Source organism: Shewanella sp. 38A_GOM-205m (assembly GCF_000518445.1).
GTDB classification, from domain to species: domain Bacteria; phylum Pseudomonadota; class Gammaproteobacteria; order Enterobacterales; family Shewanellaceae; genus Shewanella; species Shewanella algae.
In genome coordinates, this window is the sequence record NZ_JADP01000001.1 from 273,535 (window position 1) to 292,527 (window position 18,993).

22 protein-coding genes are annotated in these 18,993 nt (G+C 52.9%); 21 read left to right on the forward strand and 1 reads right to left on the reverse strand.

What is annotated here, in order from left to right:
* Positions 1-2: 2 nt before the first annotated feature.
* The 21 genes from fliL (at position 3) to N512_RS0101335 (ending at position 18,415) form a co-directional block, all read left to right on the forward strand.
* Complete coding sequence (gene fliL, locus N512_RS0101235; protein WP_025011065.1) at positions 3-527, forward strand: flagellar basal body-associated protein FliL; 525 nt, start codon at positions 3-5, stop codon at positions 525-527.
* A 26-nt stretch (positions 528-553) separates the two neighbouring features.
* Positions 554-1,582 (forward strand): flagellar motor switch protein FliM, encoded by a 1,029-nt coding sequence (gene fliM, locus N512_RS0101240; RefSeq protein WP_025011066.1) that lies wholly within the window; start codon positions 554-556, stop codon positions 1,580-1,582.
* A gap of 11 nt (positions 1,583-1,593) precedes the next feature.
* Positions 1,594-1,974 (forward strand): flagellar motor switch protein FliN, encoded by a 381-nt coding sequence (fliN, locus tag N512_RS0101245; RefSeq protein WP_025011067.1) that lies wholly within the window; start codon positions 1,594-1,596, stop codon positions 1,972-1,974.
* Positions 1,975-1,984: 10 nt separating this feature from the next.
* Positions 1,985-2,344, forward strand: coding sequence for a flagellar biosynthetic protein FliO (gene fliO / locus N512_RS0101250; protein WP_025011068.1), 360 nt, complete (start codon positions 1,985-1,987; stop codon positions 2,342-2,344).
* 29 nt (positions 2,345-2,373) lie between these two features.
* Complete coding sequence (fliP, locus tag N512_RS0101255; protein ID WP_231473482.1) at positions 2,374-3,084, forward strand: flagellar type III secretion system pore protein FliP; 711 nt, start codon at positions 2,374-2,376, stop codon at positions 3,082-3,084.
* A gap of 9 nt (positions 3,085-3,093) precedes the next feature.
* Positions 3,094-3,363, forward strand: coding sequence for a flagellar biosynthesis protein FliQ (gene fliQ / locus N512_RS0101260; protein ID WP_025887440.1), 270 nt, complete (start codon positions 3,094-3,096; stop codon positions 3,361-3,363).
* 3 nt (positions 3,364-3,366) lie between these two features.
* Positions 3,367-4,164 (forward strand): flagellar biosynthetic protein FliR, encoded by a 798-nt coding sequence (fliR, locus tag N512_RS0101265; RefSeq protein ID WP_025011070.1) that lies wholly within the window; start codon positions 3,367-3,369, stop codon positions 4,162-4,164.
* On the forward strand, positions 4,164-5,300 hold the full coding sequence (gene flhB, locus N512_RS0101270; protein WP_028779135.1) for a flagellar biosynthesis protein FlhB: 1,137 nt from the start codon (positions 4,164-4,166) through the stop codon (positions 5,298-5,300). Before fliR ends, flhB begins: the two co-directional genes overlap by 1 nt.
* A gap of 62 nt (positions 5,301-5,362) precedes the next feature.
* Positions 5,363-7,468 (forward strand): flagellar biosynthesis protein FlhA, encoded by a 2,106-nt coding sequence (gene flhA / locus N512_RS0101275; protein WP_028779136.1) that lies wholly within the window; start codon positions 5,363-5,365, stop codon positions 7,466-7,468.
* Between the two features lie 6 nt (positions 7,469-7,474).
* Positions 7,475-8,851 carry a flagellar biosynthesis protein FlhF gene (gene flhF / locus N512_RS0101280; RefSeq protein ID WP_028779137.1) on the forward strand — a complete coding sequence of 459 codons (1,377 nt, stop codon included), beginning with the start codon at positions 7,475-7,477 and terminating at the stop codon, positions 8,849-8,851.
* Positions 8,852-8,855: 4 nt separating this feature from the next.
* Positions 8,856-9,737 (forward strand): MinD/ParA family protein, encoded by an 882-nt coding sequence (locus N512_RS0101285; RefSeq protein WP_028779138.1) that lies wholly within the window; start codon positions 8,856-8,858, stop codon positions 9,735-9,737.
* Positions 9,730-10,449, forward strand: coding sequence for an RNA polymerase sigma factor FliA (locus N512_RS0101290; RefSeq protein ID WP_025011073.1), 720 nt, complete (start codon positions 9,730-9,732; stop codon positions 10,447-10,449). Before N512_RS0101285 ends, N512_RS0101290 begins: the two co-directional genes overlap by 8 nt.
* A gap of 47 nt (positions 10,450-10,496) precedes the next feature.
* Complete coding sequence (cheY, locus tag N512_RS0101295; RefSeq protein ID WP_025011074.1) at positions 10,497-10,880, forward strand: chemotaxis response regulator CheY; 384 nt, start codon at positions 10,497-10,499, stop codon at positions 10,878-10,880.
* Between the two features lie 13 nt (positions 10,881-10,893).
* A complete protein-coding gene (locus N512_RS0101300; protein WP_028779139.1) occupies positions 10,894-11,631 on the forward strand; it encodes a protein phosphatase CheZ in 738 nt (245 codons plus the stop codon).
* 15 nt (positions 11,632-11,646) lie between these two features.
* Positions 11,647-13,974: a chemotaxis protein CheA gene (locus N512_RS0101305; protein WP_028779140.1), complete on the forward strand. Its 2,328-nt coding sequence runs from the start codon at positions 11,647-11,649 to the stop codon at positions 13,972-13,974.
* A 20-nt stretch (positions 13,975-13,994) separates the two neighbouring features.
* Positions 13,995-15,143, forward strand: a complete 1,149-nt coding sequence (locus N512_RS0101310) for a protein-glutamate methylesterase/protein-glutamine glutaminase (RefSeq protein ID WP_028779141.1) — start codon at positions 13,995-13,997, stop codon at positions 15,141-15,143.
* Complete coding sequence (locus N512_RS0101315; RefSeq protein WP_051472587.1) at positions 15,136-15,609, forward strand: hypothetical protein; 474 nt, start codon at positions 15,136-15,138, stop codon at positions 15,607-15,609. The genes N512_RS0101310 and N512_RS0101315 overlap by 8 nt, the downstream gene beginning before the upstream one ends.
* 76 nt (positions 15,610-15,685) lie before the next feature.
* Positions 15,686-16,477, forward strand: a complete 792-nt coding sequence (locus N512_RS0101320) for a ParA family protein (RefSeq protein WP_028779143.1) — start codon at positions 15,686-15,688, stop codon at positions 16,475-16,477.
* Positions 16,461-17,468, forward strand: coding sequence for a chemotaxis protein CheW (locus tag N512_RS0101325; protein ID WP_028779144.1), 1,008 nt, complete (start codon positions 16,461-16,463; stop codon positions 17,466-17,468). The genes N512_RS0101320 and N512_RS0101325 overlap by 17 nt, the downstream gene beginning before the upstream one ends.
* Positions 17,469-17,475: 7 nt before the next feature.
* Positions 17,476-17,970, forward strand: coding sequence for a chemotaxis protein CheW (locus N512_RS0101330; RefSeq protein WP_025011081.1), 495 nt, complete (start codon positions 17,476-17,478; stop codon positions 17,968-17,970).
* Between the two features lie 34 nt (positions 17,971-18,004).
* Positions 18,005-18,415 (forward strand): DUF2802 domain-containing protein, encoded by a 411-nt coding sequence (locus tag N512_RS0101335; RefSeq protein ID WP_028779145.1) that lies wholly within the window; start codon positions 18,005-18,007, stop codon positions 18,413-18,415.
* Positions 18,416-18,664: 249 nt separating this feature from the next.
* Here N512_RS0101335 and N512_RS0101340 read toward each other — a convergent pair whose 3' ends face one another.
* Positions 18,665-18,988: an EscU/YscU/HrcU family type III secretion system export apparatus switch protein gene (locus tag N512_RS0101340; RefSeq protein ID WP_231473474.1), complete on the reverse strand. Its 324-nt coding sequence runs from the start codon at positions 18,986-18,988 to the stop codon at positions 18,665-18,667.
* Positions 18,989-18,993: the final 5 nt, after the last annotated feature.

Sequence of the window (18,993 nt, forward strand, 5' to 3'; positions counted from 1 at the left end):
GAATGGCAGAGCAAGAAGAGCTTGAGCTGCAAGAGGCGCCGGCGCCCAAAAGCAAAAAGAAACTCTTTATCTTCGGCGGCATTGGTTTGGTGGTGTTGCTGCTGGTCGGTGCTGGCTTGTGGTTTTTCCTGGGCGGTTCAGATGACACTGCGGTCGATGCGGCCGAAGGTGAGCAGGTAACCGAAGAAGCTCAGGCCAATAACAGCAGGGAAGCCTTCTATGTGGCCATGCCCAGACCATTTCTGTTCAACCTGCCGGGGGCCAACCGTTCCAGGTTGGTGGAGATAAAGGTACAGCTCATGGTGCGTGGCAGCGATGACGATGTCACTCTCAAGAAGCATATTCCCTTGATTGAAGATGCACTGCTGACCACTTTCAGCGGTGCCGATGTTGAAAAGCTCAGCAGCCAGGCAGGCAAGGATGAGCTCAGACAGTTGGCGCTGCTCAATGTACAAAACACACTGCAACCGGTTACCGGCCGTAAAGTCGTTGAGAAAGTGCTGTTCACCGGCTTTGTGATGCAGTAACAGGGACAAGAGGCGAAGGCAATATCGTGAGTGATTTATTAAGCCAAGACGAAATTGATGCGCTGCTTCATGGCGTGGACGACGTCGAAGAAGAGGATGCCCAGGAGTCGGGACACGACGCCCAATCCTATGACTTTTCTTCCCAGGATCGTATCGTCCGTGGCCGGATGCCGACCCTGGAAATTGTCAACGAGCGCTTTGCCCGTCACCTGCGGATCAGCATGTTCAACATGATGCGCCGGGCAGCCGAAGTCTCCATTAACGGCGTGCAAATGCTCAAGTTTGGTGAGTATGTGCACACTCTGTTTGTGCCCACCAGTTTGAATATGGTGCGCTTCAGTCCACTCAAGGGGACGGCGCTGATTACCATGGAAGCCAGATTGGTGTTTATTCTGGTGGATAACTTCTTTGGTGGCGATGGCCGCTTTCATGCCAAGATCGAAGGGCGGGAATTTACCCCGACAGAGCGGCGCATAGTACAGCTGTTGCTGAAGATTATCTTTGAAGATTACAAAGATGCCTGGGCGCCTGTGATGGATGTCGAATTCGATTATCTGGATTCAGAAGTTAACCCGGCGATGGCCAACATTGTCAGCCCGACCGAAGTGGTAGTGGTCAACTCTTTCCATATTGAAGTGGACGGCGGCGGTGGCGATTTTCACATTACCATGCCCTATTCTATGATTGAACCCATCAGGGAACTGCTGGACGCCGGGGTTCAAAGCGATAAGCAAGATACCGATATGCGCTGGTCTCAGGCGCTGAAAGACGAGATCATGGATGTCGAAGTGGGGCTGGATGCACGTCTGCTTGAAAAAGAGATGACTCTCAGGGAAGTAATGGAGTTCAAGGCCGGTGATGTGATCCCGGTTGAGTTGCCTGAGCATATAGTGATGAAGATTGAGGACTTGCCTACCTACAGATGTAAGCTGGGGCGGGTAAGGGAAAACCTGGCGCTGAAGATCTGCGACAAGATCCCGCGTCCGGAAACGGTCAAGACCGAACTGCAGCTGGTAACCCGCAAGGGTAAATCCAAGGATATCTCGGATATATAAGGTGATAGAGAATGAGTACTGAAGAGATGGACGATTGGGCTGCCGCCATGGCCGAGCAGGCTGAAGAGGAGGCCAAGGCGGTTGATTTGGATGAGCTCAAGAGCGATGCCAAACCCTTGTCTGAAGAGGAAGCCGCCAAACTGGATACCATTTTGGATATCCCCGTGACTATCTCCATGGAGGTGGGGCGCAGTTTTATCAGTATCCGCAATCTGTTGCAGCTCAATCAGGGCTCGGTAGTGGAGCTGGATAGAGTCGCCGGTGAACCTCTGGATGTGATGGTCAATGGCACCTTGATTGCCCACGGCGAAGTGGTAGTGGTCAACGACAAGTTCGGTATTCGTCTGACTGATGTGATAAGCCAGACCGAACGTATCAAGAAACTCAAATAAGCCGGTGGCCATGACTCAAACGACGACCCAGGCGGCTACCGCCTTGACTCACGACGGTGGCAGCAGCCTGGCGACCATGGCCAGCATGATGGGCGGGCTTATTCTGGTGCTGGCGTTGATTTTTGTGCTGGCCTACCTGGTGAAACGCCTCAATCTGGTGCCGGGCAGCCAATCGGCTATCAAGACGCTGGCAGTTACCCCGCTCGGGCAGAAAGAGAAGCTGGTATTGGTGGAACTGGATGGGCAGCAATACCTGCTGGGAGTCACCGCGGCGCAAGTCTCTTTGGTAGATAAGCTGGAGCGGCCGGTGACCATAGACAATGAGAGCTTCGCCGCCAAGCTCAGGCAGGCCAGGGTGAAACCATCATGAAATATTGGCCACTGCTGCTATTACCTCTGATGCTGCTGCCGGGCTTTGCCCAGGCTCAGGATGCATTGTTTCCGGCGGTAACCGTGACTACCGGGCCGGATGGCTCGACTCAGTATTCGGTGACCATGCAGATCCTGCTGCTGATGACTGCCATGAGTTTCCTGCCGGCCATGGTGATCATGCTGACCTCTTTCACCCGTATCATAGTGGTCTTGTCTATCCTGCGGCAGGCTATAGGCCTGCAACAAACCCCTTCCAATCAGGTTCTTATCGGTATGAGCCTGTTTATGACCTTCTTTATCATGGCGCCTGTGTTTGACCATATCTATGATGACGCGGTGCAGCCGTACATGAATGACAGCATGACCTTGCAGCAAGCATTCGATGCCGGACAATCGCCGCTGAAAAAGTTTATGTTGTCACAAACCCGCACCACGGATCTCAACTCCTTTATTGAGATCTCCGGCTACCAGAACATCAACAACCCTGAAGATGCTCCTATGACAGTGGTGATCCCGGCCTTTATCACCAGTGAGCTCAAGACCGCATTCCAGATAGGTTTTATGCTGTTTGTGCCTTTTCTGGTGCTGGATTTGGTGGTGGCCAGTATTCTGATGGCCATGGGTATGATGATGTTATCCCCCATGATTGTTTCCTTGCCGTTCAAGATCATGCTGTTTGTACTGGTTGATGGCTGGACCCTGGTGATGGGCACTCTCGCCGGCAGCTTCGGTTTATAGGAGGCGCAGATGACTCCCGAGTCACTGATCGACATTTTCCGCGAAGCCCTGGCGGTGATCGTGATGATGGTTTCGGCCATAGTGGTGCCCGGGTTGATTATAGGCTTGATTGTGGCAGTGTTTCAGGCGGCTACCTCCATTAACGAACAGACTCTGAGTTTTCTGCCCAGGCTCTTGATGACCCTGTTTGCACTGATGTTTATCGGTCACTGGCTGGTGCGCACCATGATGGATTTCTTTATCGAGATGGTTCACAGGATCCCGCAAGTGGTGGGCTGAGCCATGGAGATACTGTTCGACAGCATCCAACAAACTCTGGCCGCCTACCTCTGGCCATTGTTTCGGGTGGCCAGCATGTTGATGGTGATGGCGGTTTTTGGCGCCAATACCACACCTGCCAGAGTCCGTTTGTTGCTGGCGCTGGCCCTGACTGTGGCAATAGCGCCTGTCTTGCCGCCCATGCCCGGAGTGGATCTTTTCTCTCTCGCAGCAGTATTTATTACTACTCAACAGATTCTTATCGGTACCGCCATGGGGTTTGTTACCTTGCTCATTATGCAAACCTTTGTGCTGACCGGGCAGATAATCGGCATGCAAACCAGTTTGGGCTTTGCTTCCATGGTGGATCCCAGCTCAGGGCAGCAAACGCCTGTGATAGGTAACTTCTTTTTGCTGCTGACCACCATGATCTTCCTGGCGGTCGATGGCCACCTGGTAATGATACGTATGCTGGTGGCAAGCTTTGAAACCTTGCCGGTATCCAGCGAAGGGATCAAAATTGCCAACTATCGCACCCTGGCTGAGTGGGGCAGTTATATGTTCGGCGCCGCGTTGACCATGTCTATCTCGGCCATTATCGCACTGCTTACCGTTAACCTCTCTTTCGGGGTGATGACCCGGGCGGCGCCCCAGCTGAACATTTTTGCCATAGGTTTTCCCGTTACCATGATAGGTGGCCTGATTATTCTTTGGCTGACACTGGGGCCTGTGATGGCTCACTTCGATGAGGTTTGGCATGCGGCGCAGCTGTTGCTGTGTGACATGCTGGAGCTGACCTGTAATCTGGATGGAGTCCCCTGATGGCAGAGAACGAAGACGGGCAGGAAAAAAGCGAGGAGGCAACCTCCAGGCGCTTGCAACAGGCCAGAGAGAAGGGGCAGGTTGCAAGGTCAAAAGAGTTGGGGACCTCGGCGGTATTGTTGGCCGCAGCCGTGGGCTTTGCCATGCTGGGGCCAAGTCTGGCCGCCAGTCTGGCCTCTGTCATGAGCCGTATCTTCTCCATGGAACGGGATCAGATATTCGATACCAACAGCATGTTCAATGTCTGGGGTATAGTTGCCGCCGAGCTGGGTTGGCCCATGGCCGGTTTTATTCTGTTTCTCGGTTTCGTGGCCTTTGTCGGTAATATTGTTCTTGGCGGTATCAGTTTTTCGACCCAGGCATTTATGCCCAAGGGCAGTAAGATGAACCCTATGACCGGCTTTAAAAGGATGTTCGGGGTACAGGCGCTGGTGGAGCTGGCCAAGGGGATCGCCAAGTTTTCCGTGGTGGCACTGTCAGCCTATCTGCTGCTGAGCTTCTACTTTGAAGATATTCTCAGGTTGTCGCAGGATCACCTGCCGGGCAACATACGCCATGCATTGGATCTCTTGGTATGGATGTTTATTCTACTGAGTGCGTCCACCCTGGTGATAGTGGTCATTGACGTGCCGTTTCAAATTTGGAACCACGCCAAGCAATTGCGGATGACCAAGCAGGAAGTCAAAGACGAGTACAAGGACACCGAAGGAAAGCCCGAGGTCAAAGGCCGTATTCGCCAGTTGCAAAGGGAGATGGCCCAGCGGCGGATGATGAGTGAAGTGCCCAAGGCCGATGTGATAGTGGTTAACCCCGAGCACTTCGCGGTAGCGATAAAGTACGATGTAGACAAGTCACCTGCGCCCTTTGTGCTTGCCAAGGGCGTCGACGATGTGGCCTTTAAAATTCGTGAAGTTGCCAGAGAGCACCAGGTTGCCATAGTGTCGGCGCCGCCTCTGGCGCGGGCGATTTACCATACTACCAAGCTCAATCAGCAGATCCCCGAAGGCCTGTTCACCGCTGTAGCCCAAGTGCTCGCCTATGTGTTCCAGCTCAGGCAATACCAAAAAGGCAAGGGCACTCGGCCCAAACCTATCCCCCTCAATCAACCCATCCCGGATGAATACAAGCAGTATTGAAGTTAACTTGGCGCGAAACTTGCTGAACTTGGTCTAAGTGTCAAACTTCAGGCTGATAGTGAATGGATGTTAAAGCGACGCTCGGGCAACTGAGGCAAGTAAAACCGGCAAACTTCAAGGGCGTAGGCACGCCGCTTCTGGTCCTGGCGACGCTGGCCATGATAGTTTTGCCTATGCCGGCCTTTCTGCTGGATATCCTGTTTTCCTTCAATATCGCCTTGGCGCTGGTGGTGCTGCTGGTGGCTGTTTACACTCAAAGGCCACTGGATTTTGCTGCTTTCCCGACCGTTTTGCTGGTAGCCACTCTGCTCAGACTGGCACTTAACGTTGCTTCTACCCGGGTGGTGTTGCTCGAAGGTCATAACGGCGGTGATGCTGCCGGTAAAGTGATTGAGGCCTTCGGCTCTGTGGTGATCGGCGGTAACTATGCCGTAGGTCTGGTGGTGTTCCTCATTCTGATTATCATCAACTTTGCCGTGGTAACCAAAGGTGCCGGGCGTATTTCGGAAGTGAGTGCCCGCTTTACCTTGGACGCCATGCCGGGTAAACAGATGGCGATTGATGCCGACCTCAATGCCGGGATCCTCAATCAGGAGCAGGCCAGGGTACGCCGGGAAGAAGTCACCCGTGAGGCCGACTTCTACGGTTCTATGGACGGTGCCTCCAAGTTTGTGAAAGGGGATGCGATTGCCGGTATTTTGATCTTGGTGATCAACATCTTGGGTGGTTTCATCATAGGGATAGTTCAGCACGGACTGAGCTTTTCCCAAGCGGTAGAGATTTACACCCTGCTGACCATAGGTGACGGCCTGGTAGCGCAGATACCCGGGCTGTTGTTGTCCATCGCTGCCGCGCTGATGGTGACCCGTCAGAATGAGTCCGGCGATATGGGACAGCAGGTCGTGCAGCAGATGTTCGACAACCCCAAATCATTGCTCATCGCTTCTGCGGTACTCTTTGTGATGGGGATAGTGCCCGGCATGCCTCATCTGGCGTTTTTAACCTTTGCCTTGCTGGCCTCAGTGGGCGCCTTCTTTATCTACAAACGTAATGAAAAGAACAAACAGCAAGCGCTGGAGCTCGCCAAGAAAGGGCCCACCGAGAAGAGCCTCAACGAACCCAAAGAACTCAGTTGGGACGATGTACGTCATGTGGACACCATTGGCTTGGAGGTGGGTTATCGCCTTATTCCTTTGGTGGATAAAGGTCAGGGCGGCGAGCTTCTCGGCCGTATCAAAGGGGTACGCAAGAAGCTGTCTCAGGAACTGGGTTTCCTGGTGCCGGCGGTACATATCCGCGACAACCTGGACCTTTCTCCCAATGCCTATCGCATCTCTTTGATGGGGGTGGCAAGTGGTGAAGCCGAAGTACGTCACGATTGCGAACTGGCGATTAACCCGGGACAGGTATTCGGTAAGCTGGATGGCATAGAAACCAAGGATCCCGCCTTTGGTCTGGATGCGGTATGGATTGCCCCCGAGCTCAGAGAGCACGCCCAGACTCTGGGCTACACGGTTGTGGATGCCGCCACAGTGGTGGCCACTCATCTCAGTCAACTTCTGACCAACAACGCCTCCAAACTGCTGGGCTACGAAGAAGTGCAACAGTTGCTGGATATGCTGGCCAAGCATTCGCCCAAGTTGGTCGATGGCTTTATTCCCGATGTGATGACCCTGGGTAATGTAGTTAAGGTGATGCAGAACCTGCTTAACGAGGGGGTATCGATTCGGGATCTGCGCACCATAGTCCAAACCCTGCTGGAGTACGGTCCCAAGAGCAATGATACCGAGGTGTTGACCGCCGCGGTACGTATTGCCCTTAAACGCATGATAGTGCAGGAGATAGCCGGTCCTGAGCCTGAAATCCCCGTCATAACTTTGGCGCCAGAGTTGGAACAGATGTTGCATCAGTCAATGCAGGCGACAGGGGGCGAAGGTCCGAATATCGAGCCGGGACTGGCAGAGCGTATGCAGCAGTCACTGGCCGGAGCGGCCCAGAAGCAGGAAATGGTCGGTCAGCCCGCCATATTGCTGACATCCGGCATGCTGCGTTCTACTCTGTCACGTTTTGTTAAGCACACTATTCCCAATCTGCGGGTGATCTCCTATCAGGAGGTTCCCGATGAGAAACAGATACGCATAGTGTCAGCCGTTGGCCAACAGGGGTAACCGAAAGTGAAGATTAAACGTTTTTTTGCCAAAGATATGCGTGCTGCGCTGGCTCAGGTGAAAGAGACTCTGGGGGCAGATGCCGTAATCATGTCCAACAAGAAGGTTACCGGCGGCATAGAGATAGTGGCGGCGGTTGATTACGACTCTCCCAAGCCTGCTGCGGCGCCAACCGCATCGCCTTTTATGGAGTTGGGTGAGGACAAAGTCTCCCTCGGCAGTGGTCATGTGCGCAGCAATAGTAAGACCAACCCGGAGCCTGTTGCCGATTCTCTGCAAGCTTTGCTTGAGCGGCAACAGAGCCGTTTGAATGAACAGCTGGGGCAGCAAAACAGCGCCAAAGATTTAGATATGCCTGCCTGGGCCAAAGGGCTTGGCGAAGAGCACAAGCCAGCGCCACAGCTGCGTGAAAAAACGCCTGAGCGGGCAAGCAAGGGCAACAGCGCCAAGCAACAGCAAGAGATGGAAGCCATGCGTGAAGAGCTGGCTTCCCTGCGTGGTTTGTTGACCCATCAGCTTTCCAGTTTGATGTCGGATCAGCGCAGCCGTACAGATCCTGTCGGCGCCATGTTGAAGCGTAAATTACTGGAAGCCGAGTTTTCCCCTGATGTTGCCGAGCGCCTGGCATCTTTAAGCCAGCACTATCAAAGCGCTGAACTTGGCCGTGCCTTGCCGCAAAGTCTGGCAAACCTGCTTGATAATCAAGGTGATGATTTAATGCGCCAGGGCGGCATTGTCGCGTTGGTCGGTCCTACCGGTGTTGGTAAAACCACAACATTGGCCAAACTTGCGGCCCGTTTCATTGCCCATCATGGCCCGGATTCTGTATTGTTGGTCACCATGGACCATTATCGCATCGGAGCCTTTGAGCAATTGGCAACTTATGGCAAAATAATGGGATGTCCGGTGAAGCAAGCTCATGATCTCAATGAGTTGGAGCAGATACTGTATCAGTTCCGCAGCCGGAAACTGGTTTTGATAGATACCGCAGGTATGGGACAAAGGGATATGCGCCTGTACCAACAACTGGATAACCTTGCCGCCAATAACCGTTTGCCTATTCGTAGCTATCTGGTGCTCTCGGCAACCGGTCAACGCCGTGTGCTTGAAGAGGCGGTAAGTCATTTCCAGCGAATTGATCTCGCAGGGGCGGTTTTAACTAAACTTGATGAGTCCGTCTCTTTGGGCGCCGCGCTGAGCGTGTTGATCCAAAGTGGGTTATCATTAAGTTATATTACTGACGGTCAAAGGGTTCCTGAGGATATGCAGGTAGCCGATACCCTGACCTTGGCCAAGCAGGCATTGGCCGTATTGAACAAGACAGAAGCAAGCCATTTTAATAATAAAGCCAGGTCAGAAGAGATGACCTATGCATTTGAGTAAAGCTATGACCCGGGACCAAGCGAGCGGTTTACGAATGATGAATCAACCAAATAACGAAAGAGTAAAAGTGATTGCCGTGACCGGAGGCAAGGGTGGGGTGGGTAAAACCAGCGTCTCCATCAATACTGCGGTTGCTCTGGCGGAGAAAGGCAAACGCGTCCTGGTATTGGATGCTGACCTTGGGTTGGCCAACGTGGATGTGATGCTCGGGCTGCGCGCCGAACGTAACTTATCCCATGTGCTCTCGGGTGAGTCTGAACTCGATGATATTATTGTTCGTGGCCCAAAAGGAATTGGCATTATTCCCGCCACCTCGGGCACCCAGGCCATGGTCGAGTTGACTGCGGCCCAACACGCCGGTCTTATCCGCGCCTTCAGCGAAATGAAAACCCAGTTTGATATCTTGGTAGTCGATACGGCCGCCGGGATCTCAGATATGGTACTCAGCTTCTCTCGTGCATCACAGGATGTACTCGTGGTTGTCTGTGATGAACCCACCTCAATTACCGATGCTTATGCACTGATTAAGATACTCAGTCGTGAGCATGGTGTGTTCCGCTTCAAAATTGTCGCAAATATGGTACGTAGTTTGCGGGAAGGTATGGAGTTATTTGCTAAGCTCAGTAAAGTAACCGACAGATTTTTGGATGTGGCACTGGAACTTGTAGCAACTATTCCGTTCGATGAGAACCTGCGCAAGTCGGTGCGAAAGCAGAAACTGATAGTGGAAGCTTATCCCAAATCTCCGGCCAGCATCGCCTACCATGGGCTGGCCAACAAGATTATGAGCTGGCCTATACCTCAGCAACCGGGAGGCCACCTCGAGTTCTTTGTCGAACGTTTGGTACAAAGAACTGAATACCAGGAGGAAGGTGCGAGTGAATAAAGCGGCTGCATACTCAGGTTTAAACGATAAGACACAGATCGTTGAGCAATATGCACCGTTGGTAAAACGAATAGCCCATCACCTGCTCGCGCGTCTGCCTGCATCGGTTCAGCTCGATGACCTGCTGCAGGCCGGCATGATGGGACTGCTGGAAGCTTCATCCAAATTTGATGGCAGCAAAGGTGCAAAGTTTGAAACCTTTGCCGGGATCCGCATACGTGGCGCCATGATAGATGAAATACGCCGTGGCGACTGGGTGCCACGCTCGGTTCATCGCAACAACCGGCGTGTAGCTCAGGTAATGGATGAGCTCGAACAAGAGCTGGGCCGGGATGCCCGTGATAGTGAAATTGCCGAGCGACTGGATATGTCGCTGGATGAATACCATCATATTCTCAATGATGTTTCTACCGGAAAAATCATAGGGATAGAAGACCTGGGGGTAGCGCCCGATGTACTGGTGTCGGAAGATATGCCGGCCGACGACACTTTTGAGGATCTGGCCCAAAGCCAATTCCAATCAGCCTTGACCGATGCAATTAAGCGCTTGCCAGAGCGCGATGCCTTGGTTTTGTCGCTATATTATGATGAAGCACTGAATTTAAAAGAGATTGGTGCCATTCTTGAGGTAAGTGAGTCCCGGGTGAGCCAGATCCATAGTCAGGCCATGCTGAGGCTGAAAGCCAAACTCAAGCACTGGACACAAGCGTAATTAATGATTGAGCAACTTTTAAGTATGTCAGCTCACCGGAGGAAACCTTGGACAAGAATATGAAGATTCTTATCGTTGATGACTTTTCAACGATGAGACGGATCATTAAGAACTTGTTGCGAGACCTGGGGTTCAACAACACCCAGGAAGCAGACGACGGTTCAACAGCCCTGCCTATGCTGCAAAAGGGCGATTTTGATTTCGTCGTAACCGACTGGAACATGCCAGGTATGCAGGGGATTGACCTGCTCAAGGCGATTCGCGCCGATGAGCACCTCAAGCATATCCCTGTATTGATGGTGACAGCCGAAGCAAAACGCGAACAGATCATCGCGGCTGCTCAGGCCGGTGTGAATGGTTATGTCGTTAAACCTTTTACTGCCGCTACGCTGAAAGAGAAGTTGGATAAGATCTTCGAACGGCTCGGTTGAGTGGGGTGATGCGATGAAAGCAGAGACATCCGGGCTGGTGACACTGGAGCAGGCGCAGGAATTAGTGGCCTTGCTCAGTCAGGGCGAGCAGGAAAAGGCCGATGAATTACTTCGGGAACTGGCGACTCCCCTGCAACGGGAGCTGTTTGATGAAGTTGGCAAGTTGACCCGCCAGTTGCATAGCGCCTTGGTGGATTTTCAAGTGGATAGCCGGCTTATTGAGCTTGCCAATACTGATATTCCCGATGCCAAAGAGCGACTGACTTATGTCATAGATATGACAGAGCAAGCCGCCAACAAGACCATGGACGCGGTTGAGGAATGTCTGCCGCTGTCGGATGCTCTGAGTACCAACCTGCAAAATGTTAAGCCCGCCTGGGACAAGTTGATGCGCCGCGATCTGGCCTTGCATGAATTCAAGAGCTTGTGTCATGACGTACAGCACTTTATGCAGCAGAGCGAAGCCGATGCCTGTCGCCTGCGGGAATTGCTGAATCAGATTCTGATGGCCCAGGATTTTCAGGACTTGACCGGACAGATGATTCGCCGGGTCATAGAACTGGTTCGGGAAGTCGAAAATAGCTTGGTTTCTATGCTGACAGTATTCGGTGAGCAGCCGCTGGATGAAATTCGCGGCAAGGAAGAGAAGAGCATAGAGGCAGAAGGGCCTATCCTGAACGCAGAGCAACGCGAAGACGTGGTGAACGGTCAGGATGAAGTAGATGATCTGCTTTCGAGTCTGGGTTTCTAATTAGGAGTCAATTTAATGGCCTTTGATGTTGATGAAGAGATACTCCAGGATTTTTTAATTGAAGCAGGCGAGATCCTAGAGCTGTTGCAGGAACAGTTGGTGTCTCTGGAAAACAATCCGGAAGATACGGATCTGCTCAACGCCATCTTCAGGGGATTTCACACGGTCAAAGGCGGTGCCGGATTCCTGGGATTGGCCCCCATGGTGGATGTATGCCACGAGGCAGAAAACACCTTCGACTTGTTGCGTACCGGTAAGCGCAGCGTCAGCTCTGAATTGATGGACATCATTCTGCAGGCGCTCGACAGTATAAATACCATGTTCGGTCAAACTCAGTCCGGTCAGGAGCAAGAGCCCGCGGATGAAGTCTTGCTGGACAAACTCAAGTTGCTCAGTTCAGGAGCGCCTTTGCCCTCCGAGCAGGCTCAGGAGGAAACTCCTGTTGCAGTAGAACCCAGCGATGAGAGTGTTGATGAGCTGTTTGACGGCATGCTCGACAGCGCCGGGGTGGAACTGTTTGATGAGCCGGCAGCGCCAACTCCTGAAGCCCCCAAGGCCCCGGCCCAAGGGGCTGAAGGCAGCATAGATGAAATCGATGAAGCCGAGTTTGAAGCCCTGCTGGATGCCCTGCATGGTTCAGGCAAGGGGCCTTCTGCCAACAGTACTCAGGCCCCGAGTGGTGATGCTCCCAAGCCCAGCGATAGCGCACCTGCCAACACCTCTTCCGATGACATCACAGACGATGAGTTTGAAAAGCTGCTCGATGAGCTTCATGGCAAAGGCCAGTTTGCTGCTGCACCCGCTGCCAACTGTGCCGTAGAGGAAGCGCCTGCTGCCAGTGTCGATGCCGATGAAATTTCCGATGATGAGTTTGAAAAGCTGCTTGATGAGTTGCACGGCAAAGGCGCCGGTCCTGGCGCTAACACCAGTGGTTCAGAGCATGCTGCGGGTAATGCAAGTGCCAAAGCGCCTGCTGCATCTCAAGCATCTGCATCCCAAGTAGCCGCACCCAAAGCACCGGCAGCGAATGCCGCTGCTACGCCGAAGGCGGCTCCAGCTGCTGCCAAAGTCGAGGCACCTAAAGCGGCCGCCAAACCTCAGGCCAAGGCTCCTGCTGTTGCCAAAGACACAGCTCCAGCCAAGGCTGCGACCAGTGTGCCTCAGGGGGAAACCACTGTTCGGGTAGATACGGCTCGTCTGGATGAGATCATGAATATGGTCGGTGAGCTGGTATTGGTACGTAACCGCTTGGTCAGCCTCGGGATATCCCGCGAAGATGAAGAGATGTCCAAGGCGCTGGCCAACCTGGATCTGGTGACCTCTGATCTGCAGGGTGCCGTGATGAAGACCCGGATGCAGCCGATTAAGAAAGTATTCGGTCGTTTCCCTCGGGTGGTTCGCGACTTGGCCCGCAGTCTCAATAAAGAGATAGATCTGCGAATGATAGGTGAAGACACGGATCTGGATAAGAACCTGGTCGAAGCCCTTGCCGACCCCCTGGTTCACCTGGTGCGTAACTCAGTGGATCACGGTATTGAAATGCCTGATGTGCGCGAGGCCAATGGTAAGCCCAGAACCGGGGTTATTACCTTGGCGGCCAGTCAGGAAGGTGACCATATCCTGCTTAAAATTGAGGATGACGGCGCTGGTATGGACGCTGCCAAACTCAAAGAGATTGCCATAAGTCGTGGTGTGCTGGATGAAGACAGCGCCGCCCGAATGTCCGATCAGGAAGCCTATAACCTGATCTTCGCTCCCGGCTTCTCAACCAAGGTGGAGATTTCCGATATCTCCGGCCGAGGTGTTGGGATGGATGTAGTCAAGACCCGTATTACTCAACTTAACGGCTCTGTGCATATCGATTCGGTCAAGGGTAAAGGCACCCGTCTGGAGATCAAGGTACCTTTGACCTTGGCGATTATGCCCACTCTGATGGTGGAAGTTGCCAAGCAGGTGTTTGCCTTGCCGCTTTCCAGCGTGAATGAGATTTTCCATCTGGATCTGACCAAGACCAATATTGTAGATGGGCAATTGACAGTGATCGTTCGGGACAAAGCGGTGCCACTCTTCTATCTCGAGCGTTGGCTCAGCCGTAAGCCGATGAGTTTCCAGCATGGTGACAAGAAACATGGCCATGTGGTCATAGTTCAGCTTGGCACCATGCAGATAGGTTTTGTGGTAGATGCCCTGATAGGTCAGGAAGAGGTGGTAATTAAACCTCTGGGCTCCATGTTGCATGGCACCCCGGGTATGGCCGGGGCCACAATTACGTCGGACGGCGGAATCGCGCTGATCCTCGATGTACCAGGATTATTGAAGCACTACGCCAAATCCAAGCGTTGAAGTGCCGTATAAGGATTTAAATGACCATTAAAGTTTTGGTTGTCGATGATTCGAGCTTCTTTCGACGACGTGTCAGCGAGATAGTCAATCAGGATCCTGAGCTTGAGGTGATAGGTATGGCCAATAACGGTGCCGAAGCCGTTAAACTGGCCGCCGAGCTCAAGCCTCAGGTGATTACCATGGATATTGAAATGCCTGTCATGGACGGGATTACTGCCGTGCGGCAGATAATGGCCTCTCATCCGACACCGATCCTGATGTTTTCCTCCTTGACCCATGATGGAGCCAAGGCGACCTTGGATGCGCTGGACGCCGGGGCTCTCGATTTTCTGCCCAAACGCTTTGAGGACATTGCTACCAACAAGGACGAGGCGATTCGACTGCTTCAGCAAAGAGTCAAGGCGTTGGGACGCAGGCGTATATTCCGCCCTATAGTCCGTCCGAGTGTGGCGCCTACGCCGGCAACCACCCCAAGCCGACCCACGGCGCCAAGCAGTCTGCAGCGTCAAGCCGCCACAGCTGAAAGTGCTGCCGCCAGTCGCCAGCCGGTGAGGCGCAGCGGCGGAGCGGCCCCAGCCAGAGCCAGTGGTAAACAATACAAGCTGTTGGCCATAGGCACCTCCACTGGCGGCCCTGTGGCATTGCAGCGAATTTTGACCCAGTTTCCGGCGGATTATCCGCATCCTATCTTATTGGTACAGCACATGCCTGCAGCCTTTACTCCGGCCTTTGCCAGCAGGCTCAATGGCTTGTGCAAGATAGAAGTCAAAGAAGCGGTCAATGGCGATATGCTCAGACCAGGCTGTGCCTATCTCGCGCCCGGTGGCATGCAGATGATGCTCGAGCGCTCCGGCGCCGGTGGCCGGATTAAAATTCTTGCCGGCAATGAAGAGATGAACTACAAGCCCTGTGTCGATATCACTTTTGCTTCAGCCTCCAAGGCCTTTGGCGGAGATGTACTGGCGGTCATTCTGACGGGGATGGGTGCCGATGGCCGAGAAGGCGCGCGCATGCTCAAAGGTGTTGGCGCCACCATTTGGGCCCAGGATGAAGCCTCTTGCGTTGTTTATGGCATGCCACAGGCAGTGACGGCGGCCGGTATCTCCAGCCAGTCCATTTCACTGGATAATATGGCAGAGGCGATATTGAGAGAATCGGCTCGTGGCTGACAAAGAGACGCGCCTGCTGGGATACCGGTTGGCGCTGTTTTTGTTTTTGGTCGCCTTGGTGGTAGTGGCGGCGCTTTACTGGGACTTGCGACAAAAAAATCGGCAACTGAGTGAGAAAGTCGCCCAGCTTGAATCGTCCCAGGTTCTGTTGATGGTGCCGGATGAACAGGCCGCGATTATTGCCGATTGGATGAGTCGTCACCCACAACAGACCGCATCCTTATTGGATGTGATTCGACCTAAGGTGACATCCGGGACGGAGCCAGAGGCTCCGGCTTCAACCAACTTGTCAGTTCCGTTGGGTGATATTTCACCGGAAAGAACCCCGGGCGAGGCTGGGGCCACAGCGCCGTTGCCTGCTCAGATTGAAGATGCCAGGGTGACAGAGCTGGAAAATGGCGTAAAAGTAATACGTTTACCTCACGGTGGGATCCGTGTCACTACCCGTGAAGAGGGTAATGAGTAGCCGTACAAGACAAGAACGACAATAATAGTGGCTCGTTACACTAGTTGGCCGATAAGGCGAGAATAAGGGGCGGAAAGTGAAAGTCTGGACCATTGCAAACCAAAAAGGCGGAGTGGGCAAAACCACAACAGTTGCCAGTTTGGCGGGCACACTGGCCAAGCGTGGTCAGCGGGTTTTGATGATAGACACAGATCCCCATGCTTCGCTGGGTTATTACCTGGGCATAGATTCGGAAGAGGTGCCCGGCTCATTGTATGATCTCTTTCTGGCTCATAAGAATCTTGATACCTCTTTGGTAAAGCAACACGCGGTTCCCACATTTGTTGAGGGAGTCGATCTTTTGGCGGCAACCATGGCATTGGCCACTTTGGATCGAGCCCTTGGCCATCAAGAGGGGATGGGGCTGGTGCTGCGTAATATTCTCAAGTCGGTTGAGGATGACTACGATGTTGCCTTGGTCGACTGTCCCCCGGTGCTGGGTGTATTGATGGTCAATGCACTGGCGGCCAGCCAACACATAGTGATCCCGGTTCAGACCGAATTTTTGGCGATTAAAGGCCTGGATAGAATGATTAAAACCATGGAACTGATGGGGCGCTCGAAAAAGACCCGCTACAGTTATTCCATAGTGCCAACCATGTATGACAGACGTACCAAAGCTTCACCTGCGGCGCTGCAACATCTTGGTGAGGTTTACGGCGACACGCTTTGGCCGGATGTGATCCCTGTGGATACCAAGTTTCGCGACGCCAGTTTGGCCCATCTGCCGGCGTCCCACTATGCCCCAAGCTCGCGCGGAGTGAAGGCCTACGAGCGTTTGCTGGATTATCTGCTGGCGGGGGAGTTTGACCATGTCAAAATCGGTTGATGAAACTGTTTTTGATTATTTCAGCATTCTGCTGACTGAGCCGGCACCCGAGGTTAAATCCGAGGCGCAATCTGCGATTAAGCCTGAACAAAAAGCGCAAGCTGTAGTTGAGGCAAGAACTGAGCAGACTCCGCCGGCAACGTCTAGGTTACGGGACGATATCGCTGTGCCAGTTGATACGGCACCCAAGAAAGCGCCGCTTTCTCGAGCGGACGGTACTGCCAAGCAATACCCGGCAGAGCCAGATAAGCCGAGACTTGACCGTAATGCGCTGGAACAGCTACTGGCGCCGGTGTTTAAAGAGCAGGTTGCCGAGGTAACGCAGACAGAGGTGCCGACAGAAACTCTGTCGGAAACCATCACAGCTGCCTCGCTACAAAGCGAGGCCATAACCGGGCAGCTGGATACTCAGACCGATGCTGCTCACGAGCAGATTCAAGTCCAAGAGGTGACTGAGCCTGAGGTTCTGGAACAGGTTCAGCTCGAGACACAAGTCGGCGCGCCGGCGGCACCTATAGAACCGCTCAAGGAACAACTGGAAGATGAATTTCAAGTATTGTTCTTCAAGGTGGCGGGACTCACGCTGGCCGTGCCTCTGATAAGCCTGGGCGGCATAGTCAGAATAGAGCGCATCAATCATATCTTTGGGCGGCCAGGATGGTTTATGGGGGTTCAGGGTTATCGGGACTCTCAGCTGAATATCGTTGATACCTGCGCTTGGGTTATGCCGGAAAAATATGATGATAAACTGGCGCAATCCGTAAATTATCAATATCTTGTAGTATTAGAGAACAGTAATTGGGGTTTGGCTTGTGAATCTTTGGTCAATGCGGTCAAGATTGACAAGTCACAGGTCAACTGGCGTGGCAGTGAAGGTAAGCGCCCCTGGTTGGCCGGTGTAGTGAAAGAACAAATGTGTGGCATTTTGCACGTGCAGGCATTGATTGAAATGCTCAATGCCGGGTTAGGTTGTCAGGATCCGATAGACTGAGGTAAATATGACTGATTCAAGAAATGTAGCAGCGGTATCCGGAGGCAAGGACGATGCCGTTCTCCAGTGGGTAACCTTCAGGCTGGATAACGAGACCTATGGCATCAATGTGATGCAGGTTCAGGAAGTATTACGTTATACCGAAATAGCTCCGGTTCCGGGAGCTCCTCATTATGTGTTGGGGATCATCAATCTGCGCGGTAATGTGGTTACCGTTATTGATACTCGCTCACGTTTTGGTTTGCCCTCCTCTGAAGTGGACGATTCTACCCGAATCGTGATTATTGAAGCAGAAAAGCAGGTGATAGGTATTCTGGTCGACAGTGTGGCCGAAGTGGTTTATCTGCGCCGCTCTGAAATCGATAACGCCCCGAATGTGGGAACCGAAGAGAGTGCCAAGTTTATTCAGGGTGTCAGCAACCGTGGCGACGAACTGCTGATCCTGGTGGACTTGGATAAGCTGCTGTCAGATGATGAATGGGCCGAGTTGGCGCAAATCTGATAGGCTTTTGCGGGAAAAGGAGTTTTAACCGATGATGGGCGATGTTTTTTTTATCGCTGCGCTGGTATATGTCATTGCCTGTCTCGGACTGGTGCTGTACCTGCAAAAACAAAGCAACAAGCTTAGAAGCAAGGTTGAGGCGTTAACTGTTCTGGTCAAGGAAAGCGACAGGCAAAGAGATGCCTTCAAGCGGGAGTTGCAAGAACTGCGTAGTGGCACCATAGGCGTTGGCCGGCGGGTGTTGGAGCTTGAGAAACGCCTCGCGCAGCAAAATGCCCGTCTCGATGAATCGATGCAGCAGGACCCTCAGGCCAAGCTTTACAGCAGGGCCATGAAGATGGTGCAGTTGGGAGCCGGTGTCGATGAACTGATCCGCGAGTGCGAGTTGCCCAAGGCGGAAGCTGAACTCTTGATCCGTCTGCACGGTAAAACGGTCCGGGCTTGATATTTTGCCTGAGTAAAGAAAGAGCGCATTGAGATGCGCTCTTTCTGTTTCTATTTGAAAGGAATGCGAGAAACCTCAAGTCGTTTTGGCTCTCAGGGTAACGGCTTGTCAGTGTTATCCGTTACTTGAGGAAGGTGCAAAGCAAATAAGTCCTCGTGGGGTTCTCTTGTTTAGAGAGTTGCTTGCACAACAATTGGCGCTCAAGGCATCTGGCTGAAGGTATGCCGGGGCCTGTCGAAGTCGGATTTCCTAAACCTTGTCGACAATTCTCTGATGCAGGTTATTCCACTGCTCGGGAAATTTCCCGTCCAACATATAGACAAAGGCTATCAGTTCGGCGATTAGCTGATAGAGCTCCTTGGGGATCTCTTCCCCCAGTTCCAACATCTGCAGAAAGTCACTCAGGTAAGGGTCTTGATGTATATGAACCCCGGCCTCCTGTGCTAACGCAATGATCTCTTCCGCAAGCAGATCCTGGCCCTTGGCCGTTATCTTGGGCGCAGTTTTGCCATCATAACTCAGGGCCACTGCCTGACGAGGTTTGGCTTGCTTGTCGTTTGAATCCATAGACATAGTCT